The organism is Fulvimarina manganoxydans (assembly GCF_900176465.1).
Classification (GTDB): Bacteria; Pseudomonadota; Alphaproteobacteria; order Rhizobiales; family Rhizobiaceae; genus Fulvimarina; species Fulvimarina manganoxydans.
Window position 1 is genome coordinate 1 of sequence record NZ_FWXR01000022.1, and the last position, 20,142, is coordinate 20,142.

The following is a 20,142-nucleotide window of genomic DNA, read 5'->3' on the forward strand; positions in this document are numbered from 1 at the left end:
ACAGACCGCCGGCGGCGATCAGACAAGAGCAAAGCATGAACATCAGGCAAGCCGCTTAAGCCCAGAATCCTGTCTCAAATCCTTGCCCCGGTACACCTTCGAAATCTCGGCTGTTCGCGGTTGCCACGACACAGTCATTTGCAGCCGCAACGGCAGCAATGATCATGTCGAGGGGACTCCTTGGCCGACCTTGGGCCTTCCCCTCCGCCATCAATCTCGCCCAGATCATGGCCGCGTCTTCATCGAAAGCCAGAATTCGCCCTTCGAACAGTTTCGGCGGACCTTCAGGGCCGGAAAACCAAGCAGCCAGCTCCCGGCGCTTCTGTCCGTCGGGCTTTTGAAGAATGCCTCGCCATATCTCGGCAATCGTCAACGTAGCAACGAACAAGTCCTCGTCACGGCGCTCGCCGAGCCATTGCAGGAGCAATTGGGACGGTCTCGGCTGAATCGCGTAGCTTAGGATGTTCGTATCGAGACAATATCGGGTCAAAACTCGATCTCGCGATCCCCGCCCTTTGCTCGCTCGAACTCGATATCCGAGCCGACGAGAGGCGAACGTCGCAGCGCTTTGATGACACCGCCTCTCCCCGATCGTCGCTCGTCATTCAGCAGTGCTTCCAACTCATGTCTGATGAGGGCGGCCTGTCCATCGTCCGCGATCAGTCTTTCCGCCAGAGAGCGGATAAGATCACGATCCGTCGACCGGGCGAGAACCTGGAATTCCTGCAAGCTCTCGGTCGGATGCGAGTGCTGGTCGGACATCGTTCTGTCTCCCATCCACGGCGTTGCTGCGGCAATGCGGGAAGCTTGGCGACCATCGCTTCCAGATCATTAGAGCATGATGCCGAAAAGTTGCATGACTTTTCGGATCACATCATGCGTCAAAACAAAAACTTAGAGCGAAATCGCGATTTCAGTTTATCGCATTTCGCTCTAACGGGAAGTCAGTCGCGGGTCGATCATGAAAGTCACTGGAGCTGAAGCGGCGGGGTGCGTCCCTGGTCCTCCAGCTCCCATTCGGCCGACCAATCGCGGCCCTTGCGAGACAGCGTCATGAAGTTGCGCTCCTCCACATAGACCGTCTTGATCGAGGGCAGGCGATGGAGGCGGATCTTACGCTTTGGAAGCGGGCTCTCGCCGAGCCGCGCCAGCATGGTGAGGACGACCGCATAGGCCTTGGGCGGGGCGCGATGGGCAATGCCGGAAGATACGAGCTGATGGAGATGGGTTCCATCGCGAAGCCGCATCTCGCCGCGCGTCGCCAGATGGATCTCGCCTGAGACGATGGTGATTGGCCCGGCGCCGCTCTCCTGATGATTGGCCAGCAATTTCAAAAGTCTGATCCATTCCTCGCGATGGGCTCGGCTCTGCCACTGATCGCGCAGATCATCCTCATATTTGCGGGCCGGCTCCACCCAATCGGCAACGAATTCGAGCCAGGAGAGGCGCGGCCCCATGACCGGCACGCTGGACATCAGGAAGACACGGTCGCCCTTGGGCGTCTCGGCCAGCATCCGTTCCAGGCCCGCCCAGCCCTTCGGGCCGAGCACGCGCTCCAGGCGGCGTTCGCTGCGAAGATCGGGCACGACGATGCTGTAGCCGGGATAGCGCAGGGCATAGCCGAGGCCTTCGCCCGTCCGGTCGGGCATCGCCGCCGGCAGATCGTCCTCGGTCGCGCCGAGCTGGAACAGAAGAAAGATCTCGCGCGCCGCCTCGAACAGGCCGCGGCCGACGGGGCCATCCAGAAGCGGTGCGGGATGGCTGCCCCAGCCGTCGATGATGTCGTGATCGTCCCACATCATCGCGCCCGGCACCTCGGCCGAGAGATGGCGCATGGCCGGCCGTGAATAGGTCAGGCAGTAGCGCTCCAGATAGAACAGCCGGATGGCGTTCTGCGCCGCCTCGCTCAAGGCCATGGTGCCGCGCTCTTCATCGGGCAGCGTGTTCCAGTGGACGATGTCCGGATGGCATTGGAGGACGTCGTCGGCATAGAGCTGGTCGCCGCCTTCCATGATGAGCGCGAAGGGCGAGACGGCGTGTTCGGCCGCGAGCCGGTCCCACATTGCGTCCCGCTCTTCGAGGGGCCGGTCCATGTCGCCGGCCTCCTGCCCGTTGCAGGAGACATAGGCGATGCGCGCATCGGCGGGCCCTGGCGGCATGATGCGAAATGTCTCGCCCTCGAAGTCATATGAAGCCGGGGCGTTTTCGGGCAGATCGAGGGAAAAGCGCCAGACGCTCGTCTCGAAGAGGTCCTTCAGATGCTTTGCCTCGAGCGCGCCATGGCCGTCCAGGGTCAGGCTCGGCGCGGGCTCGGCGCTCGGCCGCGCGACGATCGCATCGACATGGTGGACGCCCTCCGAACAGCCGCGCGAAACGAGAATCGGACCGGCGCGAAAGCCAGCGCTCGCGGGCGCGTCATGCATCTGAGCCTGCGTCATTGCAGCATCGTCCTCGTCGCGGGTTTCGCGAGCGGCGGAAAGGCCCGCCGCGCTCGTTAGGCGACTTATGCCGTCTTCGCCGCTTCGCAACAGGGATGAGGCCGGAGCGGCAAAAAGACTTCTGTGATGCCGCCGGCGGTCAAAATCTCTGCATCCGGTCCGATCGGCCCAGGATCAGGGCTCCTGCGGGGACGCAATCGGCTTTCTCATCCGTCATTTGGAAGAACGAAAGGGCTGTTCGATCACTCAGCGATCCCCGCCCCGGACACACCGGGAAGGTCGCCGAAACGCGCCGGATCGGGCTCGTTCGCATCAGCAGGATTTGCCGCCGAAGCGACCGGCGCCTTTTGCGGCTGGGTCGCCGCTTGCTGGCCCGTCAGCCCGTCGAGAAGGCTCTTGAAGGGGCTGCGGGCCGGTGCCTTTTCAGCCGCATCGAGCGCAAGAGCGCTGGTCGCGGCTCTCGCGCCGCCGCGCTCGTCCTGCCGAAGGGCCGCGAAGTCGAAGCTCGTCTTGCCCGCCGCGACATCGGCCTGTGTCGCGAGCCGCGCCCGGCTTCTCAGGCTCTTACCGATCTTCTCGTAGAAGGCGTTGCCTCCGGCAATCGCCACATAATGCATGTTCGGATAGGAGAAATTATAGCCGGCGGTGTGGAAGAACTTCGCTTCGCGCACATTCTCGGCCCGCTCGCCGCGCAGCACCTTGGCCGCCGTCGCCATGGCGAGCTCGCGGCCGGCATTCATCTCGCGGGTCATGACGCCCGGCGCGAATTGCCTCGGCTGGCCGACGACCGCGCAGACATCGTTCGGAAAGGCGGAGCTTTCCACACGGTTCATGACGACCGTCCCGACCGCCATCATGCCGGCCTCGCTGGAGCGGTTCGATTCGAAATACATCGCCCGGGCAAGGCATTCCCGCTCATCCGGGTTGACCGAGGCGAGAACCTCCTCGACAGGGGAGCGGCTTCCCATGCAGCCGCTCGCCAGGAGCGTTGAGACCAGCACGCCGGCAGTCGCCGCGGCACGAAGGGAAAAGATCGTCGTCGTCATGGCGGATAGCCGTCACGCCAGAATCGGGCGGCTTCACGACACAATCGGTTACAGTCCGTGTTCAGTCGTCCTGCTGTTGCCCTTGGGCATCAGTTTCAGCCATGGCCTCCAAGAAGCGATCAAGCCGATCCCGCCTTGAACGCTTCCGAATGGCGCTTGAAATTGTCGAGGATCGACTGCCAACCCTGACGCTGCAGCTCGACCGGATTCTGGGTCTCGGTGTCGAACGTGGTGGACACCTGTGTGCCGCCCTTCATCGGGGTGAAGGTTGTGCGAGCCTTTCGGCCATCCGCGATCACTAGCGTCAGCGCCTGTTGAGGCTCGACCTCTTCGAACGTTCCTGCAAAATCGAAGCCGAAGCTGCCGTCCCGTGCTTCCATGCGGGCCCTATAGGGACCCCCCACGCGAATGTCGGCGTCGGCGCTCGGACAGCACCAATCGGGCGAAGCGAAGTTCCACTGCGTAATATGATCGGGCTGCGTCCAGCACTGCCAGACGTGATCGACGGGCGCATCGATCCAAGTGCTGATCGTAATTGTGCTGATCGTGATGGGTTCGGATGTCATTGCTCTCTCCTCAGACAATGATCACCCGAACTTATCAGACCGGTGTCGCAGGGTCCCACAGAAGGCGCGCGAATGGGCGCCGAATACGTATCAGACCCGGCGTTCCACCATCATCTTCTTGATCTCGGCGATCGCCTTGGCCGGGTTGAGGCCCTTCGGGCAGGCCTGGGTGCAGTTCATTATCGTGTGGCAGCGATAGAGCTTGAAGGGGTCTTCCAGCGCGTCGAGGCGCTGGCCGGTGGCCTCGTCGCGGCTGTCGATCAGCCAGCGATAGGCCTGGAGGAGCACCGCCGGGCCGAGATAGCGCTCGCCATTCCACCAATAGGAGGGACAGGAGGTCTGGCAGCAGAAGCAGAGAATGCACTCGTAAAGACCATCGAGCTTCTCGCGGTCGGCATGGCTCTGGCGCCATTCCTTCTGCGGCTCCGGGCTCTCGGTCTGTAGCCAGGGCTCGATCGAGCGGAGCTGGGCGTAAGGCACGGTGAGGTCGGGGACCAGATCCTTGACCACCGGCATATGGGGCAGCGGATAGACCTTCACCGAACCGTCGATCTCGTCCATGCCCTTGGTGCAGGCCAGCGTGTTCGCGCCGTCGATATTCATGGCGCAGGAGCCGCAAATGCCCTCGCGGCAGGAGCGGCGCAGGGTCAGCGTCGAATCGACCTTGTTCTTGATCCACAGCAGCGCGTCGAGAACCATCGGGCCACAATCATCGAGATCGACATAATAGGTGTCGATACGCGGATTGTTCCCGTCATCGGGCGACCAGCGATAGATCTTGAATTCCCGAATATTGTTCGAGCCCTTTGGCCGATCCCAGGTCTTGCCCTCGGTCAGCGTCGAATTTTTCGGGAGTGCCAGTTCGACCATGGTCCGTCACATCCGGTCCTAGTTTTGGAATCGTTCGCAACATAACGAGTGCGCCGCAAAACGGAAGAGACGAAACAGCGCGGTTTTCGCCTCAAATCGATTAAGGGCTTAGAGCCTGTCCGGAAAACCCCTCGAGTCGGCTTGGCGGCTCTTAGGCTTTTTGGCCGAAACCGCCAAGCCTTGCGCGATGATGAGAGCGAAAGCGTCGGCGATCGCGGCCCGTCACAGGCCGAATCCATTACGCGGCAGACCCTTCCGCGCGGCGTTCGCCGATGCGGTTTTCGATCCGCCGCAGATCGCCTGCCGTGATGTAGCCTGCCTCCTCGGCAGCGGAAGCGGCCGCTTGCAGGGTCGGCGCAAGCGTCACCGTCACGCCGCTTTGACGCAAATCCTCGATACCGTCCGTGATGTGGTCTTTCAGAACGCCTTTGGTGACGTCCCGGATATGAACTTGCCTGATGCGCCCCGGATAGCGGCGCGCGGCATCGGCATAGATCGCCCCGTCATCCTGGCCGGAGTCACCGATAAGCAGGAAGGGCAAATTGGGACAGGCGGCGAGGATCTGGTCGATCATCTCGCCCTTGTGCCCGTCATGGCCACCCGTCAGCCATTTCGCCTTGTCGAGCCCGAAATCCTTGAGCATCATCGGCCCACGCGGAATTTCGTGAATGGTCAGGAAACGGTCGAAAAGATCGAAGAGGTTCCAGGGACTGGAGGAGACATAAAAGACCGGATGGGTCTCCGGCCCGTCGGCCCCCTTGGCCAGCGCGCGATAGAACTCCGACACGCCCGGAAAAGCGGTCCGACTTTCGGCGGAATTGGCTACGACGGTCCGCCAATGCTTCAGGAAATTGAAGGCGCCGGTTCTTACGATCGTATCGTCGATATCGGAAATGACGCCATATTCGGCTTTGTCCGACACGACACGGATCCAGGCTTCGGCCCCGAGCGGCGCCATATCGTAGCCGGGGGCGTCGATCAGTTCCAATTCGACGATCGCCCAGGGTGCTTCGAGCGGATCGGCGCCGGGGGGAATGACGAATTCGAAATAGCCTTCTTCGTCCGTGACGACCTGGCCCTTGGCTTCGCCGAAGCGCCAAGCGACCTTCGCCTTTCGGATTTCATCCGTCTCATAGCGTTTGATCGACAGGCGGATGTTCTGAATGGTCGAGGTCGTCGGCGGAGCGCCGATCGCGCCATTTTCCTCCAGCACACGGCCCCGCACCCAGACCCCGTCCGGGCCGGCGATCCCGTGAAAGGCGAGGATCATCGGCGTGCCGAGCCAGCCGGCCCGCCGCTTCACGGCAAAGCGCGCCCGGTCCCAGCGGTTCTCGACCCAATGCACGGTCCGTCGGAGCGCTCGTTCCACCATGCTTGGCCATCTAAGGAGACCATCACAAAAGCATAGGGCTGAGGATGAAGGCGCCGGCGATGGCATTGTCATGGGGCTTACCTGCCTGCCCAATAGGCAGGATATGACGCAAGGATAGGCATTTGCTGGGCTCAGTTGCCGATCACGAGCGTCCTCACGAGACGGTGGCGGCGATCTCGGCTTTGCGAAGAGGCAAAGCGCCAATGCGGCAGATTGCCTCCGCAGCACTGGGGGGCAACCGGACAAGGAGTTCGGAAATTCGCCGGGCTGTAGAACGGCGCCCATGACATTCACATGTCTTATTGGCGCACCAAGTCACGTCGTATCCCCACGGCACCGCACTTCAGAATAAGAGCGAGCCTCGACACTTCGTCATTCTCGGTCTCCGGACCGAGAATCCAGAGCGGCGTTTCAAGCTACGGAAACCATGGAGGAATGCTATCTTGCACCGCTTTTGGGCGGCGCCAAGCCTGGATTCTCGGCACGGTGGCCGAGAATGACGATGCGTGGCGGTGGGCGGCTTAAATCTCAACGGGTGGGAAAGTTGATACGCCGTCAGGCTGCTGATGTTGTTGCGTCTGGCGGACTTGTCGATTTCGTCAGCATGAGGCGGGCAAGAGCGTTTCATGACAGCTACCACCAACCCCGGACGGTAACCTAAACTTCCATTATTGCACATCGAGCAAAAAGCGGTCTGGCACGACCCTTGCAACGTTTCTCATCGTGCGGTGCGTCTAGGGTTCCGGCTCGTCTTCATCCTTCAAGGTGGGACGGGTGGCTGGTCCGAGAGACGCACTCCCCGCCGGCCGGCGGGGAGACACGGCGGGCCAAAATCCCGGGAGAACGCCGCACGGACCCGCGCGAGAAGCGGGCCGTCTCCCGGTCCTTATCGCGCGATAACCTCGTCGGTCGCTCCGGCTTGATGAGGCAAGGAAGAGATAGAGCGGGGTCGTGACGAAACGCCCGGCGCTCTCAAGCGACGAAAAGGATGACGCTTCATGAAGATGCTCGCCTCCGCCCTGGCCCTCACCGCCGCGACGATCCTCGCCACACCCGGCGCCACATTCGCGCAAGAAAAGACCGACTTCTCGGTCTGCTGGTCGATCTATGCCGGCTGGATGCCCTGGGGCTACATGCAGGATTCAGGCATCTTGAAGAAATGGGCGGACAAATACGGGCTGACCATCGAGGCGGTGCAGATCAACGACTATGTCGAATCGATCAACCAATACACCGCCGGCCAGTATGACGGCTGTTCGATGACCAATATGGACGCCCTGTCGATCCCGGCCGGCGGCGGCGTCGACACGACCGCCCTCATCGTCGGCGACTATTCCAACGGCAATGACGGCATCGTCCTGAAGGGCGAAGGCGAGGACACGCTGGAAAAGATCGCGGGCCAGTCGGTCAATCTCGTCGAGCTTTCGGTCTCCCACTATCTTCTCGCCCGCGCCCTCGACACGGTCGGCCTGTCGGAGCGCGACATCACCGTCGTCAACACCTCCGATGCGGACCTCGTCGCCGCCTATCAGACGCCGGACGTCACTGCCGTCGTCACCTGGAATCCGCTGCTCTCGACCATCAAGGCGATGCCGGAGTCCCACGAGGTCTTCGATTCCTCCCAAATTCCCGGCGAGATCATCGATCTGATGGTCGTCAACACCGACACGCTTCAAGCCAATCCCGATTTCGGCAAGGCTCTGACGGGGGCCTGGTACGAGACGATGGAGCTGATGCAATCGGGCGACGAAGAGGCGCTCAGCGCCATGGCAGCGGCCTCGGGCACGGATCTTCAAGGCTATAAGGATCAGCTCGCCACGACGCAGATGTTCTACGAGCCGGCGCAGGCGGTCGACTTCACCAAGTCGGAGAAGCTGCCCGAGACGATGACCTTCGTCGCGAACTTCCTCTTCGACCACGGCATTCTCGGCACCGGGGCGCCGAGCGCCGATTTCGTCGGCATCGCCTATCCGGGCGACAAGACGACGGGCGACACGAACAACATCAAGCTGCGTTTCGATACGACCTACATGCAGATGGCCGCCGACGGCTCCTTATAAGGGAACCGGACCATGCGGCTGATCAACCGCAAGCCCACTCGCCCGGCGCGCGTCGCGCTGGGCGCCCTGCCCTTCTTCTTGGCGATCCTGGCTTACGCCATCGGCAGCGCGATCCGCCGGGCGGAAAACCCGGCCGACAAGCTCCTGCCCTCCTTCGAGGCGATCGCGGCGGCCTTCTCCAACATGGCCTTCGTCGCCGATCGGCGGACGGGCGACTATCTTCTTTGGGTCGACACCTTCGCCAGCCTCGAGCGGCTGGCGATCGGTATGGCGATCGCCGCGTTTCTGGCGCTCGTCCTGGGCCTTCTGATCGGCGTCCTGCCGATCGGGCGGGCGCTGTTCTCGCCCTTCGTTTCGGCCTTCTCGCTCATCCCGCCGATCACCGTCCTGCCGATCCTCTTCATCGTTCTGGGGCTCGGCGAGGCGGCGAAGATTGGCCTCGTCGTCGTCGGCACCGCGCCTTTGATGATCCGGGCACTCGGCCAGGCGATCCTCGACATTCCGCGCGAACAGATCGTCAAGGCCGAGACCCTCGGTGCCTCCACCTGGCAGATGACGATGCGGGTGATCCTGCCGCAGCTCTGGCCCCATCTCATCCGCGCCGTGCGCCTCGGCCTCGTCCCTGCCTGGATATTCCTGATCTCGGCCGAAGCCATCGCCTCGACCGAGGGACTCGGCTATCGCATCTTCCTCGTTCGCCGTTATCTCGCCATGGATGTGATCATCCCTTACGTCCTATGGATCACGCTTCTCGCCTATGCGATCGATCGGGCGCTCGCCCTTCTGTCGAAGCGTCTCTTCGGATGGGCGCATCTCGCGGGGGAAAGCCTATGAGCTTCGTCACCGCCCGCCAGATCGCCGTCTCCTATGGCGATGCCCTCATCCTGGAACGAGTGTCGCTGGAGGTTCAAAAAGGGGCCTTCGTCACCATTGTCGGCGCGTCGGGCTGCGGCAAGTCGACCTTTCTGCGCATCCTTCTCGGCCAGGAGCAGCCGTCCTCGGGCCATGTAGAGATCGACGGCCACCCCATGGCGCCCGAGCCGGACCCCGAACGCGGCGTCGTCTTCCAGAAATATTCGGTCTTCCCGCATCTGACCGTCTTGCAAAACCTGATGCTCCCCTTCGAGCTGGAGGGATCGGCCTTTCTCGGCCGCGTTTTCGGGGCACGGAAGCGCGAGGCGCGGGACAAGGCGCAAGCGATGATGGAGACGATCGGTCTTGCCCACGCCGCGAAGCGGTTTCCCGCCCAATTGTCGGGCGGCATGCAGCAGCGCCTCGCCATTGGCCAGGCGCTCCTCAAACGCCCGAAGATTATGCTCCTCGACGAGCCCTTCGGCGCGCTCGATCCCGGCACGCGCAAGGACATGCAGGCGCTTCTCCTGGAGCTGTGGCGCGAGACCGGCATGACCGTCTTCATGGTCACCCACGACATTCAGGAGGCGTTCGAACTCGGCACGCGCCTCCTCGTCTTCGACAAGGTGCGCCACGACCCGCAATATCCGAACGCCTATGGCGCGACCGTCACCTACGACCTGCCGCTCGACCATGGCGAACGCAAGAAGACCGCCGCCATCGAAGCGGCCCTCATCCAATCGCAAACGGACAAGGCCTGAAGCATGAACGACACCCGTTTCGACCAACCCGCCCGCACGAGCCGCAAGGCCGGTGCCCGCAAAGGCCCAACGCGCACCCGGCTGCACCACCCCAATTTCGACGCCAAGGAAACGCGCGGCTGGAAGGCTTTGGAAGCCGAGGACAAGCTCTCGGCGGAAGGCTGGAAGCGCGAGGTTAAATGGGCGCTCGACATGGGCCTGCCCGGCGCGGACTCCATCACCGATAAGTCGATCCCGACCTTCGCGCGCGGCGAGCTTCCCCATTTCGCCGGCATCAACACCTTCCTGAAGGCCCCCTACGTCGAGAATGTGCGCGACGTCGGCAAATACGACGCCGCCGTTCTCGGCATTCCCTTCGATAGTGGCACGACCTACCGGCCCGGCACCCGCTTCGGGCCCCAGGGCATCCGCCGCATCTCGGCCCTCTACACCACCTATAATTACGAACTCGGCGTCGATCTGCGCGAGCAGATGACCTTATGCGACGCCGGCGACGTCTTCACCATTCCCGGCAATCTGGAAAAGTCGTTCGACCAGATCTCGCGCGGTGTCTCCCACGTCTTCTCGTCCGGGGCCCTCCCGATCATGCTCGGCGGCGATCACTCGATCGGTTTCCCATGCGTGCGCGGCATCGCCGAATGCACCTCCAAGCGCATCGGCATCATCCATTTCGATCGGCATATCGACATCCAGGAAAAGGATCTCGACGAGCGCATGCACACGACGCCCTGGTATTGGGCGACGAACCTGCCGAATGTGCCGGCGGTCAATCTCGTCCAGCTCGGCATCGGCGGCTGGCAGGTGCCCCGCCCCGGCGCCAAGGAGGCCTATAAGCGCCAGACCAACGTCCTCACCATCGAGGATATCGAGCATTATGGCCTCGAAAAGACCGCCGAGATCGCGCTGGAACTCGCCTGGAAGGACGCCGACGCGGTCTATATCTCCTTCGATGTGGACAGTCTCGATTGTGGCTTCGTACCCGGAACGGGCTGGCCGGAGCCGGGCGGCTTCCTGCCGCGCGAAGCCTTGAAGATCCTCGGCCTAGTCTCGGCGCCCGGCATTTGCGGCCTCGAAGTGGTCGAGGTCTCGCCGCCCTACGACACCTCCGACATCACCGCGCTGATGGGGGTCCGGGTCTGCGTCGAGGCGCTCGGCTCCATGTGCGCCCATGGCACGATGGGCAAACACAAGAGCATCATCGACAAGCCGGTGGCCTTCTGATCACCGGGCAGAGGACGAGACCCATGCATCGCGGTCACGACGACCATTTCCATCCCTATGACATGCCGCACGGCCATATGGGCGCTGGGCACAATGCTCAGGCGACGGCCCAATGGCAGCTGCCCCACGAGCATCACGCCCATGGCGGCGAGTCGCAGGACCACCATCACGAGGCGGATTTCGACCTCGTCGAAAAGGCCTTCGCGGAGGGCTTTTATGCCGCCAGCGATCCGACGAGCTTCCTGAGGCTCGCCGGGGTGCCCTTCCGCGCCAGGACGAGCGAGGGAACCGACCTCTCGCTTCTCCGGGTGGAAGAGACCTTGCGCGTCGACACCGGTTCTCTCGCCCCCCATCTCGGGGGCGGGAGCTTTCGCTACGACCCGCTCCCCGCCGCCATGATCTCCAAGCGCCGAGCGCTTGCCTTCCAATATTTCGACGGCAGCGAGGTGAGAACCTTGTCGCTCGAAGAGGCGCGAGGTCTGGAGCGGATCGAGCCGTAAGATCAGGAAGGCCCAGAAGCGCCGGCCGGTCGAAGGATGCCCGCCCGGCGCTATTCTTTCGCCCTGATCCCCATCAGGAAAGCGCCGATCTCGTGAAGCTGCCCCACGTTCCGATCTATGCCTCGCGCCGCTCGCCGGTCCTTGCCCGCAATGTGGTGGCGACATCCCAGCCGCTGGCCGCAGAAGCCGGAATCGCGGCCTTGCGGCGGGGCGGCAATGCGGTGGATGCCGCGCTCGCCGCCGCGATCACGCTCACCGTCGTCGAGCCGACCGGCAACGGTCTCGGCAGCGACGCCTTCGCCATTCTCTGGGACGGCAACCGTCTCCACGGCCTCAACGCATCCGGCCGCAGCCCCCGCGCCTGGACGCCCGACCGCTTTGCCCACCGCGAGGCGATGCCCGCCACCGGCTGGGAGAGCGTCACGGTTCCCGGCGCCGTCTCGGCCTGGGTCGCACTGTCGGAGCGCTTCGGGCGCCTGCCCTTCGCCGATCTCCTCAGCGATGCGATCCGCTATGCCGAAGACGGCTTTCTCGTCTCGCCTATCATCGGCGCGCTCTGGGCGCGTGGCGCGTCGATGCTCTCCGGCGAGCCCGGCTTTGCCGCCCATTTCATGCCGGGCGGCCAAGCACCGAAGGCCGGCGAGACCTTCGCCAGTCCCGATCTCGCCCGCTCCTTGCGGCTGATTGCCGAAAGCCGGGGCGAGGCCTTCTATCGCGGCGAACTCGCCGAGCGCATGGCGCGCTTTGCCGCCGACAACGGTGCGGCGCTGACTTTGTACGATCTCGCCGCCCATGAGGCCGACTGGCCGGGCACGATCCATCAGGGCTTTGCGGGCCGCGAGGGGGCGGTCGATCTTCATGAAATCCCGCCCAACGGGCAGGGCATCGCGGCACTGATGGCGCTCGGCATCCTCGAGCATTGCGGCATCGAGCGTTTCGCGCCCGACAGCGCCGATGCGCTGCATCTCCAGATCGAGGCGATGAAGCTCGCCTTTCGCGACGTTTCGGCCTTCGTCGCCGATGCGCCCCATATGACCGATCCGAGCACGTCCGATCTCCTCGCCCCGAGCTATCTGAAGGCGCGGGCCGCGCTCATCGATCAGGATAGGGCGATCGACTTTCAGTCCGGCGCGCCGAAGGCGGGCGGCACGGTCTATCTGTCGGCGGCCGACGAGGCCGGGATGATGGTCTCCTTCATCCAGTCGAATTATGCCGGCTTCGGCTCGGGCGTCGTCGTGCCGGGCACGGGCATCTCGCTGCAGAATCGCGGCGCGGGCTTCTCGCTTCGCCCCGACCATCCCAATCGCGTCGGCCCGGGCAAGCGGCCTTTCCATACGATCATTCCGGGTTTTCTCATGCGTGAAGGGGTGCCGGTCGCGAGCTTCGGCGTCATGGGCGGGCCGATGCAGGCCCAGGGCCATCTCCAGATGACGCTGCGCACCCAAGTCTGGGATCAGGACCCGCAAACGGCGATCGACGCGCCGCGTTGGCGGGTGATCGAAGGGCTCGCCGTCGCGGTGGAGCCGGCTATCGGCGAAAAGGTCCTCGCCGATCTGAGCGCGCGCGGCCACGAGCTCAGCCTGGAGCCGCCCGAGGCGAGCTTCGGCTTCGGCGGCGCGCAATTCGTGGCGAAGATCCCCGGCGGCTATGTGGCCGGCTCCGACCCGAGAAAGGACGGCGCGGCGGTGGGGTTTTAACGGGATCAGCCCGCCAGCCGCTTCACCCAGAACTGCATGTCCTTCTCGCTCTCCTCGATCTCGCCGATGTCGCGCCAGGACATGGGGGCGTGGATGGCGTCCATCTTGGCATAGCCGCGCTTCATCCAGAAGGGATCGAGCGGGCTGTAGTCCTTGGGCCGTGCCGGATGGTCGGGCGGGCGGATCACCGCGCAGAAGGCGACGAGCGAAAAACCTTGCTCGCGGGCCGCCGCCTCGCGCTCCTCGAAGAAGCGATGGCCGATGCCATATCCGCGCCAGTCCGGCAGGAGAACCGATTCAGCGCAATAGAAGACCGCGGCCGGATCGATATCGTTCTTGGCGAAGCTTTCGGCGAGCTGGGGCTGATGGTCGGCGAGCGGGGCGGCAGTCGAGGCGCCGACGATCTCGCCGGAGGGCGCCCGCGCCACGACGACGACCGCGCCGGGCGAGGCCACATAGGTTTCGAGATAGCGGCGCTCGTAAGCCGCATCGCCGGCATAAAGATAGGGAAAAGCCGCAAAGACAGAGATGCGCAGACGCGCCACCTCGTCGAGGACCGGCCGGATCGCCTCGCCGGTCAGTCTTTCGATCGTGGGTGTGCCTTGGCGATCAGCCATCGAAACCGAGCGTGCCCCGGCAGCCGGCGGTCTCGCCGCTCTTCAGACGTGGGTCCGCGACCCGTCCGATTTTGGCGATCGCGCCAGCCTCGTTGGTCAGGATGTCGAGCTCGCAGACATAGGTCGGCCCGGCAGCGGCCGCCGCCGCCGCTGGCGCCGCATCCGGCGCGGCAGGGGCCGCAACGGTCTCGGTGTAGCGCTTGCGCCATGTGTAGCGGGTGCCGCCGCCGCGATCGACATATTCGGAATAGGGCTGGCCATATTGGGAGAAGAAGCTCGTCGCGGGCTTGCCCGCCCAGCGCCCCTGAAGCGTCGTCGCGCCGGAAGCGCCCGCATCCGCCCCGCCGGTGCTCGTGCAGCCCTGAACCGCGACAAGCGGCAGCAAGCAGAAAAGCAAAGCCAGTCCCCGGTGGATCACCACGTCAATCCCTCTCGAATGACACACCGTCCCAGGATGGGACGCGCCACGCCCCTGATGGACGCGAGGGAACCCTTTCGTCAAGCGAGCATCTTGGGGCTCGTTCACCGGCCCGCCATCTCCCGCGCTAGGATCGCGACCCGATGCGCTCCGCGGCTGGGCGCGCCGGGGCTGGGCAGGCCTGTCATGATATTGCAATAATCGGAAGGATGCGCCCGAAGCCCATCCGACACGCCATGCGCGTTCGGGCCCTTTGGGCGCGAGAAGGCTTTGCCGGCCGGAACCGGACCATTGCCGTGCTGATCGCGCGGGGATAGGCAAGGGACGATCGGTCTCGTCCGCCCTCACCAGCGGGCGGGAAGCGGCAATGGGTAAAAGGGTTGAGAGATGACGCCGGACGCGTTCAAGGCCTGGCGCAAGAGCCTGGGGCTGAAGCAGAAGGACGCCGCCGACAAGCTCGGCCTGAAGAAGCGCGTCATCCAATATTACGAAAAGGGCGCGCGGGACGGCAAGAATATCGAAATCCCCAAAACCGTCGAACTCGCCTGCTTCGCCCTTTCCATGGGCGTTGAGACCTATGACGGCCGCCAACTCCCCGGCGCCGTCGCGATCGCGAGCGAGGGAACCGAGCCGGCGGGAGAGGTTATGCCAGCTTAAAGACCGCCTTCGCCGCAATTTCGTATCGCGATCGAAACAAGGATTCCGCGTCGAAAAAGCGAATGCACCAGCGCCAGCAGGTTTCCCCTTCCCTCGCCCCGACCTTGTCCCTATAAGGCGGCCTCAGCCTGATGACTCAATTTGCGACCGGTCGGACCGAGCGGCTTTCGAGATGAAAGCGCCGGATGGCCGGTCTTCGCACGCCGACAAGATGGACTGAACCCATGCCCAAACGCACCGACATTAAATCCATCCTCGTCATCGGTGCGGGGCCGATCGTCATCGGACAGGCCTGCGAATTCGACTATTCCGGCACGCAGGCGATCAAAGCCCTCAAGGAAGAGGGCTACCGGATCATCCTGGTCAATTCCAACCCGGCGACGATCATGACCGATCCCGATCTCGCCCATGCCACCTATGTGGAGCCGATCACGCCGGAAGTGGTCGCCAAGATCATCGAGAAGGAGCGGCCCGATGCGCTTCTGCCGACCATGGGCGGGCAGACGGCGCTGAACACGGCGCTCTCGCTCCAGCGCATGGGAACGCTCGATCGCTACAATGTGGAGATGATCGGCGCCAATGCCGCCGCCATCGACAAGGCCGAGGACCGCGCGCTGTTCCGGGAGGCGATGGCCAAGATCGGTCTGGAGACGCCGCGCTCGGTGCTCGCCAATGCCGCCGGGCCGAAGGCGGAGGACCGCAAGGCCCATGAGGCGCGCCGGGCGGAACTGAAGGCCGCGATCACCGATACCGACGCGCTCAACGCCGCGCTCGACAAGCTGGAAGCCGAATGGCAGCTCGGCGAGGCCGATCGCAAGCAGCGCTATATGGGCCACGCTTTGGCCGCGGCCGCCAATGCGCTCGACCATGTGGGCCTTCCCGCGATCATCCGCCCCTCCTTCACCCTCGGCGGCACCGGCGGCGGCATCGCCTATAACCGCTCGGAATTCTTCGAGATCGTCGAGGGCGGGCTCGACGCCTCCCCGACGACGGAAGTCCTGATCGAGGAGTCGGTGCTCGGCTGGAAGGAGTTCGAGATGGAGGTGGTCCGCGACCGGGCGGACAATTGCATCATCATCTGCTCCATCGAGAACGTCGATCCGATGGGCGTCCATACCGGCGATTCGATTACCGTCGCCCCGGCACTGACGTTGACGGACAAAGAATATCAGATCATGCGCAACGCCTCGATCGCGGTCTTGCGCGAGATCGGAGTTGAGACCGGCGGCTCCAACGTCCAGTTCGCCGTCAATCCCGAGACCGGGCGGCTCGTGGTCATCGAGATGAACCCCCGCGTCTCGCGCTCCTCGGCGCTCGCCTCCAAGGCGACCGGCTTTCCCATCGCCAAGGTCGCGGCTAAGCTCGCCGTCGGCTACACGCTGGACGAACTGGAGAACGACATCACCGGCGGGGCGACGCCGGCCTCCTTCGAGCCCTCGATCGATTACGTCGTCACCAAGATCCCGCGCTTTGCCTTCGAGAAGTTCCCGGGCGCAACGCCGATCCTGACGACGGCGATGAAGTCGGTCGGCGAGGTCATGGCGATCGGCCGCACCTTCGAGGAAAGCCTGCAAAAGGCGCTGCGGGGCCTGGAGACCGGCCTGTCGGGCCTCGACGAGATCGCCATTCCGGGGATCGAGGAGGGCGACGACCTCAACGCCGTGCGCGCGGCGCTGGGCACGCCGACACCCGATCGCCTGCTGATGGTCGCCCAGGCGATCCGCATGGGCACGAGCCTCGAACAGGTCCATGCCTCCTGCAAGATCGATCCCTGGTTCCTCGCAAGGATCAAGGCGATCATCGATCTCGAAGCGCGGGTGAAGGAGCATGGCCTGCCGCAGGATGCCGACAATCTGCGCTTCTTGAAGTCGGTCGGCTTTTCCGATGCGCGCCTCGCCCATCTTTCTGGCAAGACGGAGGTCGAGGTCGCCGATCTCAGGCGCTCGCTGGAGGTCCATCCGGTCTATAAGCGCATCGATACCTGCGCGGCCGAATTCGCCTCGCCCACCCCTTATATGTATTCGACCTATGAGCGGCCCTTTGCGGGCGCCCCGCGTTCCGAGGCCGAGGTGTCGGATGCCAAGAAGGTCGTCATTCTGGGCGGTGGCCCGAACCGGATCGGCCAGGGCATCGAATTCGACTATTGCTGCTGCCATGCCGCCTTCGCGCTCGGCGATGCCGGCTATGAATCGATCATGATCAACTGCAATCCGGAGACCGTGTCGACCGACTACGACACCTCCGACCGGCTCTATTTCGAGCCGCTGACGGCCGAGGACGTTCTCGAAATCCTGCGGGCGGAAAAGCAGGCCGGCACGCTGCACGGCGTCATCGTCCAGTTCGGCGGCCAGACGCCGCTGAAGCTCGCCGAGGCGCTGGAGGCCGCCGGCATCCCGATCCTCGGCACCTCGCCCGACGCGATCGATCTCGCCGAGGATCGGGACCGCTTCCAGAAGCTCCTCAACACGCTGACCCTCAAGCAGCCGCGCAACGGCATCGCCCGGTCGGTCGAGGAAGCGCGGGAGATCGTCAAAGAGATCGGCTATCCGGTCGTCATCCGCCCCTCCTATGTTCTGGGCGGGCGGGCGATGGAAATCGTCCATTCGCAGAGCCAGTTCGAGCGCTATATCAGTCAGGCCGTGGTCGTCTCCGGCAAGTCGCCGGTCCTGATCGACAGCTATCTGTCGGACGCGATCGAGGTGGATGTGGACTGCCTGTCGGACGGCACCGACACCCATGTCGCCGGCATCATGGAGCATATCGAGGAGGCCGGCATCCATTCGGGCGACTCGGCCTGTTCGCTGCCCGTCCATTCCCTGTCGCGCGAGATCACCGACGAATTGGAGCGCCAGACCCGTGAAATGGCGCTGGCCTTGAAGGTCGGTGGGCTGATGAACATCCAGTTCGCCATTCAGGGCGGCGAGATCTACGTCTTGGAGGTCAATCCCCGCGCCTCGCGCACCGTACCCTTCGTCGCCAAGACCATCGGCCGGCCGATCGCCAAGGTCGCCGCCCGCATCATGGCCGGCGAGACGCTGACCGACGCCTTCGCCGCCTATGGCGGCTTTGCCGACGTCAAGAACCTCAACCATATCGCGGTGAAGGAAGCCGTCTTCCCCTTCTCTCGCTTTCCCGGCGTCGACACGCTGCTCGGGCCGGAAATGCGCTCGACGGGCGAGGTCATGGGCCTTGCCGGCGATTATTCGCTGGCCTTTGCCAAGAGCCAGCTCGGCGCCGGCGTCGAGCTGCCGCGTGAGGGCACGGTCTTCGTCTCGGTCAAGGATTCCGACAAGCAGCGCATTCTGCCGACGGTCAAGCGGCTCGATGAACTCGGCTTCCGCATCATGGCGACGAGCGGGACCCAGCGCTTCCTGACCGAGAACGGCATTTCGGCCGAAAAGGTCAACAAGGTGCTGGAAGGCCGTCCGCATATCGAGGACGCCATGCGCAACCGTCAGGTCCAGATCGTGTTCAACACGACCGAGGGCGCGAAGGCTCTGTCGGATTCGCTCTCGCTGCGCCGGGCCGCTCTCCTGCACAAGCTGCCCTATTATACGACGCTCGCAGGTATGGAGGCGGCTGCGGATGCCGTTGCCGCCCTGAAGACCGGCAATCTTGAAGTCCGGCCTCTCCAGTCGTATTTTACAGCGGCGTGAAGCGAAGGCCGGTCTTTGAACGACCGGCCGCGTCGTTTCAGGTTTTCGCGGGTTCTTCGGACAGACGCCGCGAACAGGATTTCAAAGTCCGCTGAACCCGGCTGGCTCCGGGCGGCTCCTCGTCGCTCGGCCCGGCCTGTCTTTGTATCCCGGCCCCGGCCGGCAATGAACGAGAAGAAGACGCCCGGCGCGGTAGACGCGAAGGGCGTTTCGAGAAGGTGGAGGCCCTATGGAAAAGGTTCCGATGACGCAGCGTGGCTTCGAAGCGCTGAAGGAGGAACTGCGCCGCCGTCAGCAGGAGGAGCGCCCCCGGATCATCCAGGCGATCTCCGAAGCGCGCGCCCATGGCGACCTGTCCGAAAACGCGGAATATCATGCGGCCAAGGAATCCCAGAGCCTTAATGAGGGCCGGATTTCCGAGCTGGAGGATTTGACGGCGCGCGCCGAAGTCATCGACGTCACCAGGATGTCCGGCGACAAGATCAAGTTCGGTGCCACCGTCAAGCTGGTCGACGAGGAGACCGACGAGGAGCGCAGCTTCCAGATCGTCGGCGAGCAGGAAGCCGATGTGAAATCCGGTAAGATTTCCGTCACCTCGCCCATCGCCCGCGCCCTGATCGGCAAGAGCGAAGGCGACACGGTGGAGGTCGCGGCTCCCGGCGGCGCGCGCTCCTACGAAGTGCTGGAAGTCGTCTGGCGATAGAGCATGATGGGGAAAAGTTGCATGACTTTTCCTATCACATCATGTGTCAAGACAAAGGTTTAGAGCGAAATCGCGATCCCAACTCGGTCGCGTTTCACTCTAGGAGAGGCGCTGAGCGATGAGCGGAACGGCGGCCAAGCGGTGGACGCTTCAGGAGTTTCTCGACTGGGAAGAACGCCAGGAGCATCGCCACGAATTCGTCGATGGTGAAATCCGCATGATGACCGGCGGGACCAAGGGTCACGCCGGGATCGCTCGCAACATTCTCTTCGCTCTTTACGGCCGGTTGCGCGGCTCGCCCTGCCTTCCCTTCGGAAGCGACCTTCGGGTGACCATTCCGTCCTATGGCAATGTTCGCTATCCCGACGTGACAGTCGATTGCGGGCGCCAGGATCCTGATTCTCAAGAGGCATCCAAACCCGTCGTGGTCTTCGAGGTCCTGTCGAAATCGACCGCCTGGTACGACCAGACGCGCAAGCTCCGGGACTACGAGGCCTGCCCGGACATCCTGCATTATGTCTGCGTCTCCCAGTCCGAAGTGCGGGTCAGCGTTTGGCTGCGCGATGGGGATGGCCGGCTGGTGGCGCAGGACGACATCACCGATCTGACTGCGACGCTCGATCTGCCTGCGATCGGGGTCGATCTCGCCTTGGCCGATATCTATGAGGGCCTTGCGCCGATCTCGGAACCGCAAGCCTGATGCCGCGT

At 63.8% G+C, this 20,142-nt stretch carries 19 protein-coding genes and 1 riboswitch; of the genes, 10 read left to right on the forward strand and 9 right to left on the reverse strand.

The genetic code is table 11. The annotated features are described in order from the left end of the window. Positions 1-55: 55 nt before the first annotated feature. The 7 genes from B9A15_RS18300 to B9A15_RS18330 all read right to left on the reverse strand — a co-directional run bounded on the left by B9A15_RS18300 (position 56) and on the right by B9A15_RS18330 (position 6,292). Positions 56-490 (reverse strand): PIN domain-containing protein, encoded by a 435-nt coding sequence (locus B9A15_RS18300; RefSeq protein WP_084411982.1) that lies wholly within the window; start codon positions 488-490, stop codon positions 56-58. Further along, the gene (locus B9A15_RS18305; protein WP_084411983.1) at positions 487-762 is read right to left on the reverse strand and encodes a hypothetical protein; all 276 of its coding nucleotides are present in this window, start codon (positions 760-762) and stop codon (positions 487-489) included. Before B9A15_RS18305 ends, B9A15_RS18300 begins: the two co-directional genes overlap by 4 nt. 206 nt (positions 763-968) lie before the next feature. Further along, positions 969-2,438 (reverse strand): alkaline phosphatase D family protein, encoded by a 1,470-nt coding sequence (locus B9A15_RS18310; RefSeq protein ID WP_084412053.1) that lies wholly within the window; start codon positions 2,436-2,438, stop codon positions 969-971. A gap of 242 nt (positions 2,439-2,680) precedes the next feature. Then, positions 2,681-3,484, reverse strand: coding sequence for a cell wall hydrolase (locus tag B9A15_RS18315; protein ID WP_084411984.1), 804 nt, complete (start codon positions 3,482-3,484; stop codon positions 2,681-2,683). A 119-nt stretch (positions 3,485-3,603) separates the two neighbouring features. Then, a complete protein-coding gene (locus B9A15_RS18320) occupies positions 3,604-4,050 on the reverse strand; it encodes an SRPBCC family protein (RefSeq protein ID WP_084411985.1) in 447 nt (148 codons plus the stop codon). A 90-nt stretch (positions 4,051-4,140) separates the two neighbouring features. Beyond that, positions 4,141-4,920 (reverse strand): succinate dehydrogenase iron-sulfur subunit, encoded by a 780-nt coding sequence (locus B9A15_RS18325; RefSeq protein ID WP_084411986.1) that lies wholly within the window; start codon positions 4,918-4,920, stop codon positions 4,141-4,143. A gap of 238 nt (positions 4,921-5,158) precedes the next feature. After that, complete coding sequence (locus B9A15_RS18330; protein WP_170923358.1) at positions 5,159-6,292, reverse strand: App1 family protein phosphatidate phosphatase; 1,134 nt, start codon at positions 6,290-6,292, stop codon at positions 5,159-5,161. A 723-nt stretch (positions 6,293-7,015) separates the two neighbouring features. Then, positions 7,016-7,136: riboswitch (guanidine-I (ykkC/yxkD leader) on the forward strand. Between the two features lie 160 nt (positions 7,137-7,296). Here B9A15_RS18330 and B9A15_RS18335 point away from each other — a divergent pair. The 6 genes from B9A15_RS18335 (at position 7,297) to B9A15_RS18360 (ending at position 13,383) form a co-directional block, all read left to right on the forward strand. Then, the gene (locus tag B9A15_RS18335; protein WP_425292973.1) at positions 7,297-8,352 is read left to right on the forward strand and encodes a putative urea ABC transporter substrate-binding protein; all 1,056 of its coding nucleotides are present in this window, start codon (positions 7,297-7,299) and stop codon (positions 8,350-8,352) included. A gap of 12 nt (positions 8,353-8,364) precedes the next feature. Then, positions 8,365-9,186 (forward strand): ABC transporter permease, encoded by an 822-nt coding sequence (locus B9A15_RS18340; RefSeq protein WP_084411989.1) that lies wholly within the window; start codon positions 8,365-8,367, stop codon positions 9,184-9,186. Further along, positions 9,183-9,965, forward strand: coding sequence for an ABC transporter ATP-binding protein (locus B9A15_RS18345; RefSeq protein WP_084411990.1), 783 nt, complete (start codon positions 9,183-9,185; stop codon positions 9,963-9,965). Before B9A15_RS18340 ends, B9A15_RS18345 begins: the two co-directional genes overlap by 4 nt. 3 nt (positions 9,966-9,968) lie before the next feature. Continuing rightward, a complete protein-coding gene (locus B9A15_RS18350; protein WP_084411991.1) occupies positions 9,969-11,186 on the forward strand; it encodes an agmatinase family protein in 1,218 nt (405 codons plus the stop codon). A 23-nt stretch (positions 11,187-11,209) separates the two neighbouring features. Further along, positions 11,210-11,686 (forward strand): hypothetical protein, encoded by a 477-nt coding sequence (locus tag B9A15_RS18355; protein ID WP_084411992.1) that lies wholly within the window; start codon positions 11,210-11,212, stop codon positions 11,684-11,686. Between the two features lie 92 nt (positions 11,687-11,778). Then, positions 11,779-13,383: a gamma-glutamyltransferase family protein gene (locus B9A15_RS18360; protein ID WP_084411993.1), complete on the forward strand. Its 1,605-nt coding sequence runs from the start codon at positions 11,779-11,781 to the stop codon at positions 13,381-13,383. A 5-nt stretch (positions 13,384-13,388) separates the two neighbouring features. Here B9A15_RS18360 and B9A15_RS18365 read toward each other — a convergent pair whose 3' ends face one another. Both B9A15_RS18365 and B9A15_RS18370 read right to left on the reverse strand, forming a co-directional pair. Continuing rightward, complete coding sequence (locus B9A15_RS18365) at positions 13,389-14,000, reverse strand: GNAT family N-acetyltransferase (RefSeq protein ID WP_170923359.1); 612 nt, start codon at positions 13,998-14,000, stop codon at positions 13,389-13,391. Beyond that, positions 13,993-14,421 (reverse strand): hypothetical protein, encoded by a 429-nt coding sequence (locus tag B9A15_RS18370; RefSeq protein ID WP_139798480.1) that lies wholly within the window; start codon positions 14,419-14,421, stop codon positions 13,993-13,995. Before B9A15_RS18370 ends, B9A15_RS18365 begins: the two co-directional genes overlap by 8 nt. 384 nt (positions 14,422-14,805) lie before the next feature. On the opposite strand from B9A15_RS18370, the gene B9A15_RS18375 reads away from it, so the two are divergent. From B9A15_RS18375 to B9A15_RS18390, 4 genes are all read left to right on the forward strand, one after another. Further along, positions 14,806-15,075 (forward strand): helix-turn-helix domain-containing protein, encoded by a 270-nt coding sequence (locus tag B9A15_RS18375; RefSeq protein WP_084411995.1) that lies wholly within the window; start codon positions 14,806-14,808, stop codon positions 15,073-15,075. Between the two features lie 224 nt (positions 15,076-15,299). After that, on the forward strand, positions 15,300-18,731 hold the full coding sequence (gene carB / locus B9A15_RS18380) for a carbamoyl-phosphate synthase large subunit (protein WP_084411996.1): 3,432 nt from the start codon (positions 15,300-15,302) through the stop codon (positions 18,729-18,731). A 229-nt stretch (positions 18,732-18,960) separates the two neighbouring features. After that, entirely contained in the window at positions 18,961-19,434 is a 474-nt protein-coding gene (gene greA / locus B9A15_RS18385) for a transcription elongation factor GreA (RefSeq protein ID WP_084411997.1), read from the forward strand. A gap of 118 nt (positions 19,435-19,552) precedes the next feature. After that, positions 19,553-20,134, forward strand: a complete 582-nt coding sequence (locus tag B9A15_RS18390; RefSeq protein ID WP_084411998.1) for a Uma2 family endonuclease — start codon at positions 19,553-19,555, stop codon at positions 20,132-20,134. The last annotated feature ends 8 nt before the right edge of the window (positions 20,135-20,142 follow it).